This window comes from Janthinobacterium sp. NFX145 (assembly GCF_049810325.1).
GTDB classification, from domain to species: Bacteria; Pseudomonadota; Gammaproteobacteria; order Burkholderiales; family Burkholderiaceae_D; genus Janthinobacterium; species Janthinobacterium rivuli.
Genome location: NZ_CP187360.1, coordinates 2404595 through 2419592, shown reverse-complemented (window position 1 = coordinate 2419592; position 14998 = coordinate 2404595). Strand labels below are relative to the sequence as shown.

Genomic DNA, 14998 nt, shown 5'->3' with positions numbered 1-14998 from the left:
GAAAAGCCTCGGAAAAAAATCAAGTTTTCTCTACACATTTGTCACATCCAAAAATATACCGCCATAAATTTGATAAGGGTTCATATAAGGTAAATTTGCACCAGGAACAGTTTCTTCGCTGTAGAAAAATACCGGTACAGTACATTCGCCAACAGTGCCGTCCGGCTTGCGTGCAACACACTGGGCATGCGCTGATATACCGTCGTAGTCAATACTCCCGCTCTCTTCCCACTCCACTTGGTAAAAACCATAGCCTGACGGGGCAAATGCATATTCTCTTCCGCCAGCATCAAATGACGAAACTGATGCCACTCGTGCGACTTTCCAACCAGCGTCAAAAGCAATGCTGCCATCTGCTCTATAGACCGTAAAACCAACCTTTGTAGCCTCACCGGGGGATAAAGAGTCCAGCACATATAGGGTAAATTCGCAGCCAGCAGAATAGATGAACCATAAACGCCATCTTCCTGTGCTTATTTGGGTAGAGGCCATGTACTGCACGCCATAAGCATTTGTAGCGTGGGCTGCATCTATCCGTAAAGCTACAAATGGGCTTTGAGCGTCCACATCAATGTACGCACTGTAGCCCAAGTTATAGGGGCTGTCTGGTAGGCCGCCAAAGTCTGCCGGAGACATTACTGCAGTCATAATTACCAGAGTCTGATTCGTTGTTAAATTAGATCTAGCGAACTTATACTTATAAAAGTAATTCCTATAGTCTTGATCAATTTGTATAATATTACTGCTGTTATAGACGATTAATCCGGTTCCCATTAGTAGACCCCATATATAATTCTAGTTTCTCGGGAGCCGCTGCTCCATACCAAAGTGGCGCCAACTACTTGCGCTATAGCTACTGGCTTAGGATGGTAATAGATACTCCAAGTAGGGAATGCTATTGGCTGGCAAACAACCCAAGGCGTTCCTGTAGCAAATTCAGGTACTGAAATACTTCCACCAGCATCCGAAATTGTCTGCACCGTGCCCAGCAATCGTGTTGCTCGATCATTAATATCTAATGTGACATTTCCCTGTGCATCAAGGCACCTTAAACCTGTTAGCATTAGTCCAGCCTCCCGATAATTACCCGCGGCTGATTTGCATCATCAAAGACCGTGATCTTTTCTCCCGAAATCTCAACACGCCCACCAGACGTACGACTGCGCAGCAGGCCAATCGTTCCGGTCGCCGCCACGAGTTCACCAGAAAACCTCGCAACTGGCGGAGATGCCGCCGTTCCAGGCGTCACTGTGAGCCCGGGCATATCCAAAAGGCCCGTACTCGACAGCTGAATGTAACCTCCTGGCACATAGCGGTTCCCAATCAATAGCCCCTGCGAGCTCAGGTGAAACCCCGTGCCACCATTGCTAGGCCAGGCGTATGCACTGGTCGGATATCCTGAGCCACCATGCAGTGTCGTACCGTATAAGTCGCCAGCAACCACACTCCCCAGGTTCGCCCTGATGGCGCCAAGCGTGTCACCCACAATCGCCTTCGCCGCCACAGTCCCATCGACCAGCAGGCTGCCATTCAACACCGTACCCAGCACCATCCAGGCACCATCGACAAAGAACTTCGTCACCGCATGCGTCGCGTCATACAACGTGACGATATCGCGGTTCATCGGCGCGCCATAGCCCGCACGTCCCAGTTCATACACAGCCGAGGCATCCGACCAGGCCGAATAGCCGGGCGCCGTCACCGTCACCGTGCCGCGCTGGCCGGTGGCGCCATCGGCGGCCAGGCGCGAGGCGGCCGCCCATTCGGCCGGGGCGATGTCGTCGATCGCTGTGCGCGACGCGGCCGTGGCGCCCGATGTGAACAGATACGCGCCGCCCGCCGACGGCACCTGGGCCGACCAGCCGTTGTTCAGGCCCGTCAGTGCACCGGTGGCAAACGTGAACGTGCATGCCGCACTCGGTAATGCCGGCGCGATATTGGTCGCGCCGCGCTGGTAGATGCGCACAGGCGCCACGTTCAAGCCGTCGGTGCCATCCTTGGCCAGCTGCACCGCCGCCGACCATTCATTGGCGGCGATATTGTCTGTCGCATTGCGCGAACTGGCGGCGGCCACGCGCACGTACAGCGGCGCCGTGCCGGACGGGATATTCTTCGACCAGCCATTCGCCAGATCGTTGCCGGCCGGCGTCGTGATGGCGGCGGTAGAAAAAGTAAAAATCACGTCGCCCGGCGAATCGGCTGGCGCAGCGGCAGCGCGCTTGTAGGCGAAGGCCTGTCCCGTGTTCAGGCCGGCCAGGCCCGTCTCGCCAGCGACGCCGTCGAAGACCTTGCTGACCATGTAGTTGGCGATGTAGTCGACCCCAAATTCACGGATACGCGCCTGTACCAGCGCCGTATCGGTAGTCATGCCGGTAAAATCGACAGTCGCCACGTTGCCGTTGACCCGCAACGCCGTGCCGGCGGAGACGGAAAAGACGATATCGCCCACCACATTGACCGGCTTGGCGGTGATGGCGATCAAGCCGGGCGTGCCCGCGCCCGCGCTATCGACGCGGAAGACGGGCGTACTGGCGGACATCAGGATCGCCTTGCCATCGGCCGTCGTGCTGAAGCGCTCGGCCGTCGCCTGCAGCAGGGTATCGCGCTCCCCCACGATGGCGCTCATACCAGCACCCCCACCGTCACTCTGCCCGTCAGCCAGAAACGCGACAGCATCACCACCACGCCCGGCACGCCGTCCTGCAGGCCAAAGCGTTCAGCGCGCAGTTGTACGGGCTGTCCCAGTTCCAGCATCATCATCTCGGGCTCTCCATCAAATTCGTAAATGGTGCGCGGTACCTTGTTCATGGCCAGGCGCCGCTGCGCTTCCGCGCGGGCATCGGCCCGCGTCTTGAGGCACGTATCGATCTGCACCGGATCATCAGACAGGCGGTAACGCGTGCGCACCGCCGTGTCAACCACCGTCTCCGTCAGCCATTCAGTGGCGTACAAATCCGCATGCGCGGGCGGAATGCTGGTCGTCAGGCCCGCCTGCAGCGTGTAGTTCCGGTCGAAGCCGATCTTCACGGCGGCCGTCACCGGCAGGCGCTGCGCGGGACGCAGCGAGCGTTCGCGCATCTGCTCCGGACCGATCGCCACAGGCACGCCGGCGGCCGGCAACGCGATCTGCACCAGGCGCAACTGGCCGGTGCGCGACATGATCGCCTGGGCGCCCACGCTGGCCGCCAGTTGCTGAATCGCCTGCGCCTGGTTCGTGCGATCCGCTACATACAACCCCACCGGTTGCGGGTGGGACGCATCGAAAGCGGTCAGGTTGTCCAAGTCCAGGTCAGCCAGGGTAAAACGGTCGGCTGCCTTGCCATAGGCCGTGGCGATGCGCTGCACCAGCGGCGCGATGCGCGGCGCATAGCCGCCGCCCTTGTCACCCTGCACGCTGGCCGTGATCGTGGTGGAAAACGGATCGGTAGTCAGGTTGAAGCGACCCGCCTGGTTATTCAAGGCCACAGCAATCGGCTTGCCGTTGGTGCGCACTTCAAACGTCGATTCGACCGCGCCAAGAAAACCGTACTCCAAAGTGGCGGGATTGGTCAGCAAGGGCGTCACGTTGTGGCACTCGCCGAAGGGTATCGGCAGGATGGCGTCCTTGTTCGGCGTCGTGCCACCCAGCTTCGCCTCGGAAATCGGCGTATTCAGGCGCTGCAGCTTGTCGCGCAGTACCAGGTTGACCGACTCGCGCCCCGCACTAGCCACGTCGGCGATGATGCCGTCGAAGACCAGCCGGAAGTCGGCGCGTGGCCACGATGCATCGCCGGCCCAGGCCTTGAGCGGCCGGTTCATCCAAACGTCGTCCAGCCAGCCATCGAGCGCGCCATCGGCGTTATCAAGTTCGATATCGCCGCCCGACAACCCCGCCTCGCCGGACAGGCTGACCTGTTCCGTGAAGGCCAGGCCGCCCTTGGCCAGCGGCTGGTACGCGGTATTCGCCGGCACCTCAAGCGGCCCGGTCACGTAGGGCCGTGAAGCGATATACCGCGTCACCTCGCTGCCGGCCACATTCACCTGCGCCTCGATCAGCACCATGCGGATGGCCGACGGGCTTTGCAGCCATTCCTGAAATTGCGCATCGGTCATGCGTATTCTCCTTTCACTGCATTGGCCCAGGCGGATGCCCGGGACGATTTGTCCACGCCATCGACCACCGTCCTGGCGGCATTGGCGTTCGATTCAAAGGTGGCCTGAATAGTGGCACCCGTTTGCGCCCGCTGGTCGGCGCGCAAGCCTTCCAGCTCCACGCGCATGGCCTGGTTGTCTTCGCGCAGGCCGCGGATTTCGGCCACCAGTACGTCGGAGCCGACGTTCGCCGCCGACGAGTAGCGCACGGGGTCGAAGACCGCCGCTGTCACGGGAGAAATGATCGCGGCAAGCGCGGCGACCACGGGAGGATTATTCAGTTTCACGCCCAGGTCCGCCGCACCGCCCATCGCCGCCCGCAGGCCGGCGATGGCCTGCGCCACCGTCAGCACGCTGTCGTTAATGGTGATCAAGCCCGATACCTGGGCATTGAGCGCATCCAGGCTGGCCTGCTGCACGTCGACCTGCGCGGCCGCCCATTTCAACGCTTCCTTGTTCGCTTCCACCACGCGGGCGTAATCGGCCGCATAGCGGGCGTCGGAGGCGTTGACCACTTGCGACGCCGTCAGAAACGCCTGCTCGGCGGCGGACAATCCTGATTGCGCAGTCGTGTCGCCGGCATTTGCGGCCACCAGGGTCTTCTCGAACTGCGCCCGCGCCTCGGCGTACTTTTGCTCCGGCGTGAGCGTCGACTGTGCGCCCAGCGCCATGCTGGCATTGAGCCCGTTCAAGATCGCCACCCACGATTTCGACTTCTCCAGCGCCGACTTGGCAGCCGCCGATTCCGTCTCGTAGGCCTTGGCCAGCGCATCCTTCGCGCTGGTCACCGCTTTGACGGCCTGGATCTGGTCGAACAATCCGCGATTGGCATCAGCGACGCCGGCGCGCTGCGCGGCCAGCAACTGCGCTTCAGTTTTCGTCAGCTGATTCAACTGCTGTTGTAAGTCCCGCCGTTCGCTGGCGATATCGCTGGCCGTCTTGCTCACTTCAGCCAGTTCGCCCGTGACGGCGGCCAGATCGGCGGCATAGTCGGCCGCCTTTTTGAACGGCTCGGCCAAGGACAACAGGGCCACATACAATTCAGCCGACCCTTCTTTTCCGATGGCCACGCCATCAGCAGCGGACAGTACGGCAGCCTTGAAGCCATCCATCGTCGTCACGCCGCCCAAGCTCAGCTTGCCCATGGCGTCATTCACCGACTTGGTGATCGGCGCCATTCTTTCGGCTTCAGTCAGGAAATTTTCGTAAAAATACGAGGTGCTGCTGGTCAACTTTTCCAGGCCACCGGCAGTATCGATCAAGTCTTCGCTCAGCTTTACCGCTGCCATCCCCGTGACGCCGAAAGATTTTCCCAATACAAACAGGACATCGCTAACTTGTTGGAAATCATTGGCGATGCGGTTTAGTGTTTCAAACGCACCTTCACCTATCTTGGCGAAATCGCGCAAGCCGACAACGCCGGCATCAGCCATCTTGTCGCCCAGTGCGGAAAATGCCGTTTCCAGTGTTTTCTGCTGATCCTCGGCCGACAGGCCTTTCAAACTGATCTTGCCCAGATCGACCTTGAAACTGTCCATCCGTGCATTGAAATCTCCGCCAGCCACGCCCATGACGTTGGCGGCGCCACGAATGGCATTGCCCATGCTGACGATAATCATCGTGAACTGCTGATTGACGTCATCGGACATTGCTGCCGTCTCCGTCTTGTTCTTATTGCTATAGGTAAAACCCAATGCTTTCTTCTTGGTATTGACATCAGCATACGATTGGGCGGTAAAACCGATATCCTCGATCTGGCCCAGGCTCATGGCCTTGCCGGTAATCCCCTGATCGACCACCGTCTTGGAGGTATTGAACAGTTTGGAAACAACGCTGCCCAACACCGCGCCCACCACACTGCCGAGCACCAGTCCGATGGGGCCACCAATCGCCGCCATGCCCATGCCCAGATAGGTACCCAGCATGGCACCACCCAAGCCACCAGCAGAAGTACCCGCCAGAACGCCCATCGTGCCTCCCAGGACCTTGGTTCCGGTCTGCACACTTGCAGCAGCTCCGCCCGCTCCCGTGGCCACGGATTCGCGTGCCAGCAGATTGGCCAGATTGCCGATACCGGCAGCGAGCTTGCGCAGCGAGTTATCCATTGAAATGGTATGCGCCAGGCCCAACCCGGAATTTTTTTCCATGATGGCCAGGCTGCGCGCGATCGAATCGCTTTTGGCGGATGAGTCACCCAGCACCGTGCCGGTGCCGTTTGCCTTCTGGCGCTCCTTGGCGACATCGACATTACCGCTGCCTCCACCACCAATCGCCACGCCCAGGCCTGCCACGATCGCCGCCATGGCCGCCATGCGGCCAAATGCGGTATAAGGGTCGCCCGATCCTTGGCTCAGCACTGCGCTGATTCCCTTTGGCACCAGTTCGGCCAGAGTCATGGCCACTTCCGCCGCATGGAACACCTGCGATACCGTGGTCAAGGCTTTGTAGCCAGCACTTTGCTCGTCGAAGAAGCCTGCCGCCGCGCCAGCCATGTCGCTGTAACCTTTCATCTGGGCTTGCGTGGAATCGAGCTGCGCTTTCGATTTCGCAGCGATTTTCGCTGGTTCATCCCCCTTCGCATCCTCCTTCGCATTCGCCAGGGTCCGTTGAATATCCTGCTGGGCCTTCTTGTGGTCAACCAGCGCGGAAGTCACCTTGCCTATCGTGCCGCCCACCTTGCCGAACGCCTTTTCCAGCGCATCACCCAAGGCTTTGGCGCCGTCGGCTGCCTCTTTCCACTGCTGCTCATCGGCCGCCTTGGCATCTGCGCGGTCCTTGGCCTTTTGCGCCTTCGCATCCTCTTCCTGCTTTTTCAGAGTCTCGGCAGACTGCTGGCGTGCGATTTCATTCACCTGTGCCAACTCGGCCTGCATCTTCGGTTCCACCCGCTCTTTGGCGGCGCCAGCTTCGGCGATCTTGTTCCTGTTTTCCTGAATCGCCTGCGGCATTTTCGGCTGAAAGGCGCTCAACACATCGATCTGCTTCTGGTAGGCATCCACTTCCGCCTTGCCCCGCTCGCGAATGGCGTTTTTGCGACTTTCAAAATATTGCTCTTCGCTTAAGGCCCCTCCCTTGCGGCGCAACTCATCGAGTTTGGCGAGCTGGTCATAAGCATCCGTTTTCAAGCGCAACTCATTTTGAATGGCTTGCAATTGCCCGGCACGCCGTGCTTCGCTGTCATCGGAACCAAATGCGGGCGGAGGCGGCGCAACCTTGTATGCAGCGCGAATATTGGCACGCATCTTTTCCTGCTCAGCAAGGGGAACCGCCAGTGGCGTTCCATTTAGCGTGGCAACGTTTTTGTTGTATTGATCAATTGCTGCAGCCTCCTCGTTAATTCTCCTGGCATAGCGCGCCCTGGTTGCGTCAATACCTTTCTGTGCTTCTTTTTCAGCATGATTTTTTTCTTGAACTCCACGCTGTGCATCCGCAACATTTTTCTCTTGGGAGAGCCTGGCCACCAGCACCTGGCGCTCCTTTGCTTTCTGCTCAAGATAGCGCTGCAGTTCCTTGCCACTCATGCCCATGCCTTCATGCGTACCCATGCTGGCATGGCCGGTAACTTTGGCTGAATTGACCTCCAGATCGAGTTGCACGATCTTCTCTTCCGTTACGGTTCTGTGGCCCATGCCATTGACGCTATCTTCGCCATTCGACCAGAGGGTCTTTATAGCCCGCATCGCCGTACCAACAATGCTCAGGTTTTCGCCGCGTTTTTTCAGCTCCTCGTTGTAACTCTTCGCCGTCGCGATCATCGCTTCCTGGGTCTTGCCTTCCTCCACTAGCGTCTTGATATGTCTGTACTGGCTGGCATCCAGCGTTCGATACACCTCGGCATGGGTATCGACCCAGCTGACAACACCTCCAGCCATTGTGGCAAAGTTCGCGGCAACCTCCCCTGCTGGCTTGTTTGTAATCTGTGCCGTTTTCACGGCGGCGGCCCCAACCGACAGCAAGGCCTCGCCAGTAAACTCTCCCGTTTCCAGCAGCGTTTGCAAGGCTACGCGCGCCTCGCCCATGCCTACATTGTTAAGATCGGCAACCGACTTGACCATGGCATTGAACTGCCCTTCCGTGATGCCGGCCGCGTTGCCTGTCAGCAGCATTGCCCTGGAAAAATTATCCGACTCCTTTTGTCCCTTCACATAGGCATTCGCTGCAAATGCGGCAGCCTCCCCGAGCATTTGCAGCGCCAGCACCGGCCCCGCGCCCAGACGAGTGACTGCCAATTCCGTCAAGCCGGATACGTTCGCCAGCTCTCCAAGGCCATCCTTGATTTTTCCGACGTCGGCATGCATGCCGCCTTCGCCAATCTTCAGCGATGCCCTGGCAAAGCCTTCGACCGCAGTCATGCCCTTGAACAAGGCATCCGAAGCGTCGCTACTTTCATCACCAAGTACTCTGGATGCGTCTGCCGCTGCGCGAGCCGCTTCGGCCTGTGCGCGCATGACTTGCTCGGAATCGCGCATCCTGGCGTTGACATCCTGGACCTGCTGCCCAGCCTCGCCGCTGGCGGCGGCCAGGTCGTTTACTGCTTGCGTACCCGCCCTTACCTCCGCAGTATTCACAACAATGAGTATTTCCGTTATCTCTGGCATGGTTGGCCCATAAAAAAAGCCGCGCATGGCGGCCGGGTTGGAAAATGCGGGTCAGCCCGCCGCATGCTGGTGCGACAGGAACAGCGCGTCGAGCTGATCCAGCAACTGGTGCTCGAACGGCTCGATGGCGATGGCGTGGCGCGCCTGCCAGGCGAGGATTTCCGTGCTGGCGATGGGATTGACGGCCATGCCGTTCTGCCGCTTGCGGTTCAATTGCGCGAACCATTCCCACACGTGGGCCAGCTCGAACGGCATGGGCGGCGTCGCCTCTTCGGGTGGCGCGCGGTACAGCGGATGGCGCCGGGCGGCATCGATATGCTCGCCCTTGGCATGGCCATCGGCCGCTCGCGCGCCGCGCTCGAACTGGTGCCCGGCGTAGCGCAGCAGGCTGGCCGTCAGAGTTTCAAAAAATTCGACTCGTTTTCCAGCGCGGTGGTCACTTTTTCCTGCCAGGTCGGGTATTTTTCAAAGGCCGCTTCCAGCAGCGCCGGATCGAGCGGCACGGGTGCGCCGTTGCTCGTGAAGCCATACCAGCCCGTGACCACGGACAGTGCCAGGCGTTTCTGGTTACCGTCAATGGCTTGCACCAGCAGTTCCGCGCCTTCGTCGGTGGAGGCGTCGATGGCCGTCTTGCGACGTGCCGACTTCTTGTAGCCTTCGGCGCGCACGGCGTTGTTGGCGACGCGGTATTGTTCGCTGTTCTTGCCGACGATGGTCAGGCCGGCCACCGCTTCGCCGTCCGCATCGAAGATGACGGGCACGTCGAAGGTGACGGGCGTGGCAGCCGCGTGGATGTTACCGATGTCGAAACCTGCCTGGATTTTTTGTGCGTTGTTCATGTGTGATGCTTTCTGGATGAAGTAAAAGTAAAAAGGCCGCCATCGCGGCGGCCCCTATGCAGACGCTAGCCGCTTACAGCGCGCTATCCTGAATGGTCAGGGTGGTCGCTTCGTGCTGCGCGTCGGCGCCCTTGTAGCGCAGGACGTCGAAGGCGCAGGTGACGATCTTGTTTTTCTCGCCGTCGTCGATCTTGGCCGAGGTGATCTTGATGCGGCCCATGGCCAGCGCCAGCACGTCGGCGGTCGCCGCCGTGCCCGACGCCATGGCGTAGGCCAGCGGGATTTCCGTCTCGGACTTGAAGTAGTCGAGGTAGGTGGCATCCTGCAGCAGCACCGTGAACTGGCCCGAGCCCATCACCTTGCCGCGCGAGGCGGCCGTGGCGTACTTCGAGCCGATCACCGGGTCGACCTTGACCTGGCCGTCGAGCGAGACGGACATGCCGGTGCAAATCTGCGACGGGATGCCGTTCACCGACAGCATCGCCGTGGCGCCCGAGAATTTGCCTGTGCCCAGTGCAGCCAGGGGAGCGGCGAAATGCGGCACGGCCGTGGTCGGGCCTTCCGACTTGCCCATCAGGGTGAAGTCCAGGCTGGTGATGCCGTTCGGCTGCACGGCGATGTCCATCTTGCTGACCAATTGATCGACGAAGCTGCGGTGCACGCCGATCTTCGGGTCCTGCACTTCGGCCGTGAACCAGTCGGTGGTATGACCGGTCAACGGGGTAAAACTGCGCTTGCCGACCGCCGCCACGCCGACCGAGTCGCCGGCCGCCTTGATGATCATGGCCGAACCGTCCATGAACTGGCCATTCAGGTTGGTGGCCGTCACCGACGTGACGAAGAAGTTCTTCGCGTTGTTGGCGGCGGCCGGCGCCGTCATGCCGGTGATGCGCACGACGCTGCCGGCGCGGAAACCTTCCGCCAGCCAGGAACCGGCGCTGCGCGTCAGGCCGGAGGCGGCAGCGGCGATGGTGGTTTGCGCGGCAGCGACGCCGCCCGCCGTGAAGTCGCGGCGCAGCAGCGCAGCCATCAGCGGTGCATACGTGCCGCACGCCGCTTCGGCCTTGATGGCGCCCGTGGTGCGGAAGTTGCCCAGGCGGGTATCTCCCTGCTGCTGGCTGGCGTCGATTTCGGCGCTCGCGTATTTGTCCGCTTCCGTGTCGAAGGTGGCCGTGACGCGGGGATAAATCTGGCCGCCGCCGGCGGCGGCCTTGCTGCCTTCGGCGCTTTGTTTGCTGATGACGATCACGCTGTCGATGCCGTTTGCTGTCGATGCCATAGTTGTAAAACCTTTCGTGGGATAAAAAAAGACCGCCAGCGGCGGTCTTGGGGAAGGAACTGCGAATAATCGGGAAGACATATGAAAAACCCGCACGCGGCGAGGCGGCGGGCTGGCGTCCGGATGGCGCGAGGCCATGCCGGATGGATAGTGGGCGAAGGGGCCATGAAGGCCGTTCTCTGCGCTGAGTTCCCCTATCGGTGTCGCGCCGAAAGCGCGTCTATTACGAGTGGAGAAGCATGTGGTGTACTGCGGTATTGGCTGTGTTGCTGTTGCTGCGTGATCGAGACTCTATTGTAGGGGCGTTTTTTTCAGTGCCGGGCATATTGCAAAATTTTTGTCAGTGACCGAGGCGGCGCATGGCGCGGGCGCTGTGCGACTGGAAGATGCCTTCCAGTTCGCTCACCATATCCTTGATGCGTTCGAGCTCGAAGCCGCCGGAACAGCTGATGGCCGCTTCGCCGCCACCGTGGCACGCCTTGCAAACGACAGGCGCGCCGGCCTGCATGGCGGCGACGACGCCCGTGCCGTGGCAGACCTTGCATTTGCTGTCGAGCCAATGCGCGAGCGACGCTTCGGCCACGCGGCGGTACAAGGTATTGGCGGCCTGCGCATCCCAGGCCGTGTTCGCCTTGACCCAGCGTCGCGCGCGGCCCTTCTGCGTCACGGCCGCCGTCCAGGCGCGCAGCAACTGCGCGAGATTGCCGGCATTGCCTTCGAACAGGCGGCTGATGGTGCCGTCCGCATACTTGACGCGGCACAGCAAGGCGCCCATGTCGCCGGCCAGCGCGGCCGCCGCGATGACATCCAGGTCGTGGTGGACGGCATCGTCGCGCAGATTCTGCGACGACAGCGATGCGATGAATTTTTCTGCAAACCCCATGATTTCTCCTCGTTGATACTAATCGTTGTTATTCTGTGCCGGGCCAAACAGGGCCGCCACCAGCGGATCGCGGCTGGCCATGCCGCGCGCCCAGCTGGCCGTGCGGCGCACTTGCGGCGGCAGTTCGGCCCAGCCATCGACCTCGTCATCCTGTTCGCCCAGTGCGTACAGGGCAGGCCGCTGGCGTCCCGGCTCCGTGCAATGGCGCTGCGCCAGATGGATCTGCCCCATGCCGCACATGTGGCGCAAATAGCGGCTCATGGTGCCCGCATCGAGTCCCAGCAAGGCGGACAACTGCGCCGCGCTGGCCTGGCCCTGCTCGCGGATGTACTGCGCGATGCGGGCGATGTGCAGCTGCGACTTCTTGCTGCGTCCCTGTAACTGGCGCCCCTGCCGGGGCGCCGCCCTGCTTTCAACCAACTGACTGCTGTTCAACATCTGCCTGACCTCCCATGGTGTCGCCAACCGGCAGACGCTGTAGTGCGTTTGCGACAGGCAACGAGTGGACTTTATCAATCGCTAATGTTAAAGTCAAGCATTTGGTAATTTATCAAACGGTAAATTTCAGGTTTAATGTGGAGATGAATATGTATCAATACAGACGCGATCGCCTGCTGGCCCTGATCCGCGAGCACTACGACAACACGCGCAAGAAAATTTCCGACGTCAGCGGCTGGAGCGAGGCGCGCATCTCGCAAATCCTCTCGCCCAGCTACCGCGAGGGCCGTGCCTTCAGCGAAAAGATCGCGCGCAAGCTGGAAGCGGACCTGCAGCTCGATAGCATGTACTTCGACCAAGGCGCGGCGCCCGACCAGGCGGCCATGGCCGCGCGCGCGCTGGCCGGCGCGCAGCCCGTGATCGTGGAAGATGGCGAGGACGAGCGCTTTTACCCGATCCGCAAGGTGAAACTGCGCCTGTCGGCCGGCATCACGGGCTTTGCCATCGAACCGGAAACGCACGACGGCAGCACCATCAGCGTGCCGCGCAGCTGGGTCGAGCGCAATGGCTACCACCCTGAAAAACTGGTGGCGATCAAGGTCAAGGGCGAAAGCATGGAGCCGGCCCTGTACGAGGACGACGTGGTGATCATCAATACGGCCGACAGCCGGCCGGCCGATGGCGTGGTATTCGCCATCAACTATGAAGGCGAACCGGTGGTCAAGCGCATGGCGCGCGATATCGGCGAATGGTGGCTGACGTCGGACAACCCGGACCAGCGCAAATACCACCGCAAGCTGTGCCGCGGCAATGAATGCCTGATCGTGGGCAGGGTCGTGCGCAAGGAAAGCGACCGCATTTGAGCGCGAAGTTTATCGATTGATAAACTTCGCACTCGTCATGGCGCTTATGCCAGCGCTGCCTGGATCTGCTGCAGCGCGGCTGGATCATCCATCGACGTCAGGTCGCCCGGGCTGCGCCCTTCGCAGATGGCCTGGATCGAACGGCGCAGCAGCTTGCCCGAACGCGTTTTCGGCAGCTGCGCCACGAACAGCACGCGCGCTGGCCGCGCCACGGCGCCCAGCTGGCGGTCGACGACGGCCATCACTTCGCGCTCCAGCACCGCTTTCGCTTCAACGCTGTCGAAACCCTGCGGGTTCTTCAGGATCACGAACGCCATCGCCACCTGGCCTTTGAGCTTATCCTCCACGCCTACCACCGCCACTTCCGACACGTTCGGATGGCTGGTGATGCTTTCCTCGATTTCGCGCGTGCCCAGGCGGTGGCCGGCCACGTTGATCACGTCGTCCGTGCGGCCCAGAATAAAGTAATAGCCATCCGCATCGCGCACGCCCCAGTCAAACGTGGAATACACTTGCCGGCCGCTGAAGGTGGACCAGTAGGTGTCGACGAAACGCGCATCGTCGCCGTACACCGTCTGCATGCAGCCGGGCGGCAGCGGGCCTTCCAGCACCAGCACGCCCTTCTCGTTCGCGCCGCACTCCTCGCCCGTCGCTTCGTTGAGCAGCCTGACCTGGTAGCCGTACATGGCCAGGCCGGGGCTGCCCAGGCGCGTCGGCGTGTCGGCCACGCCTTTCGCCACCGAGAGAATCGGCCAGCCCGTCTCCGTCTGCCAGTAGTTGTCGATGATGTCCACTTTCAGTTCGTCGGCGATCCATTGCGAGGTGGTTTCATCGAGCGGCTCGCCCGCCAGGTACAGCGCCTTCAATGACGACAGGTCGTATTTGCGCATCAGTTCCACCGGGTGCTTGCGCAGCACGCGGATGGCAGTCGGCGCCGAGAACATGCGCGTGACCTTGTATTTCTCGACGATGCTCCACCAGATGCCAGCATCGGGACAGGTGGGCAAACCCTCGTACAGGATGGTGGCCATGCCGGCGATCAGCGGTCCGTACACGATGTAGGAATGGCCCACCACCCAGCCGATATCCGAGGTGGCGAAGAAGGTTTCGCCGGGCTTGCCGCAGAAGTTGTACTGCATAGACGACGCCAGCGCCACCGCGTAGCCGCCCACGTCGCGCTGCACGCCCTTCGGTTTGCCCGTCGTGCCCGAGGTGTACAGCACGTACGACGGTTCATTCGATTCGAGCCAGGTGACGGGTACCCGCGCATCCAGATGCCGCTCGCGCAGTGTCGCGTAATCGACGTCACGGCCCGGCGTCAGTTCCATCGGCACCAGGTGGCGGTCGACCAGCAGCACCTGCCGCGGCTTGTGCGCGGCGATGCGGATGGCTTCGTCGAGCAGCGGCTTGTAGGCAATCGCCTTGCCATTGCGCGAACCGGCATCGGCGGAAAACACCAGCTTGGGCTGCGCATCGTCGATGCGGCTGGCCAGGCTGTTGGCGGCAAAGCCGCCGAACACCACGGAATGCACGGCGCCGATGCGGGCGCAAGCGAGCATGGCGAACGCCGCCTCGGCGATCATCGGCATGTAGATCAGGACGCGGTCGCCCTTGACCACGCCCAGCGACAGCAACATGGCGGCACAGCGCTCCACTTCTCGCTGCAGTTCGCGAAAGCTGTAGATGCGCTCCGTGTTCGTTTCGGTGGAAATGGCGATCAGCGCGGCGGCATCGCCCTGGCTGTCCACCCAGCGGTCAACGGCGTTGTGGCACAAATTCGTGGTGCCGCCGACGAACCATTTGGCGAACGGTGGGCGCGAATAATCAAGCACTTGCGAAAACGGCGTGTTCCAGTCGATCTTGTCCGCTTCCTCGCGCCAGAAAGCCTCTGGCGTGTCGATCGAGCGTTGATAAAATGCTGCGAAATTCATGTCTCCTCCGGTATGCGTGCAATCTGGTATCGGGGC

The 14998-nt window shown here is 61.0% G+C and carries 11 protein-coding genes; 1 reads left to right on the top strand and 10 read right to left on the bottom strand.

Going from position 1 to position 14998, the window contains the following annotated elements; genetic code table 11:
- Nucleotides 1-30: 30 nt before the first annotated feature.
- From ACPJXG_RS10785 to ACPJXG_RS10745, 9 genes are all read right to left on the bottom strand, one after another.
- A complete protein-coding gene (locus tag ACPJXG_RS10785; protein ID WP_425254215.1) occupies nt 31-774 on the bottom strand; it encodes a hypothetical protein in 744 nt (247 codons plus the stop codon).
- Between the two features lie 289 nt (nt 775-1063).
- Nucleotides 1064-2626 carry a hypothetical protein gene (locus ACPJXG_RS10780; protein WP_425254214.1) on the bottom strand — a complete coding sequence of 521 codons (1563 nt, stop codon included), beginning with the start codon at nt 2624-2626 and terminating at the stop codon, nt 1064-1066.
- On the bottom strand, nt 2623-4092 hold the full coding sequence (locus ACPJXG_RS10775) for a hypothetical protein (protein WP_425254213.1): 1470 nt from the start codon (nt 4090-4092) through the stop codon (nt 2623-2625). Before ACPJXG_RS10775 ends, ACPJXG_RS10780 begins: the two co-directional genes overlap by 4 nt.
- Nucleotides 4089-8729, bottom strand: a complete 4641-nt coding sequence (locus ACPJXG_RS10770) for a phage tail length tape measure family protein (RefSeq protein ID WP_425254212.1) — start codon at nt 8727-8729, stop codon at nt 4089-4091. The genes ACPJXG_RS10775 and ACPJXG_RS10770 overlap by 4 nt, the downstream gene beginning before the upstream one ends.
- A gap of 51 nt (nt 8730-8780) precedes the next feature.
- Nucleotides 8781-9020 carry a phage tail assembly chaperone gene (locus ACPJXG_RS10765; protein WP_425254735.1) on the bottom strand — a complete coding sequence of 80 codons (240 nt, stop codon included), beginning with the start codon at nt 9018-9020 and terminating at the stop codon, nt 8781-8783.
- A gap of 104 nt (nt 9021-9124) precedes the next feature.
- On the bottom strand, nt 9125-9568 hold the full coding sequence (locus ACPJXG_RS10760; protein WP_099400647.1) for a hypothetical protein: 444 nt from the start codon (nt 9566-9568) through the stop codon (nt 9125-9127).
- Nucleotides 9569-9641: 73 nt separating this feature from the next.
- Complete coding sequence (locus ACPJXG_RS10755; protein ID WP_425254211.1) at nt 9642-10847, bottom strand: phage tail tube protein; 1206 nt, start codon at nt 10845-10847, stop codon at nt 9642-9644.
- Between the two features lie 340 nt (nt 10848-11187).
- Nucleotides 11188-11730: a hypothetical protein gene (locus ACPJXG_RS10750; protein ID WP_278316303.1), complete on the bottom strand. Its 543-nt coding sequence runs from the start codon at nt 11728-11730 to the stop codon at nt 11188-11190.
- Between the two features lie 18 nt (nt 11731-11748).
- Nucleotides 11749-12168: a FeoC-like transcriptional regulator gene (locus ACPJXG_RS10745; protein WP_099400644.1), complete on the bottom strand. Its 420-nt coding sequence runs from the start codon at nt 12166-12168 to the stop codon at nt 11749-11751.
- Nucleotides 12169-12317: 149 nt separating this feature from the next.
- On the opposite strand from ACPJXG_RS10745, the gene ACPJXG_RS10740 reads away from it, so the two are divergent.
- On the top strand, nt 12318-13031 hold the full coding sequence (locus tag ACPJXG_RS10740; protein ID WP_219306836.1) for a S24 family peptidase: 714 nt from the start codon (nt 12318-12320) through the stop codon (nt 13029-13031).
- 44 nt (nt 13032-13075) lie between these two features.
- Here ACPJXG_RS10740 and ACPJXG_RS10735 read toward each other — a convergent pair whose 3' ends face one another.
- On the bottom strand, nt 13076-14962 hold the full coding sequence (locus ACPJXG_RS10735; protein ID WP_425254210.1) for a propionate--CoA ligase: 1887 nt from the start codon (nt 14960-14962) through the stop codon (nt 13076-13078).
- Nucleotides 14963-14998: the final 36 nt, after the last annotated feature.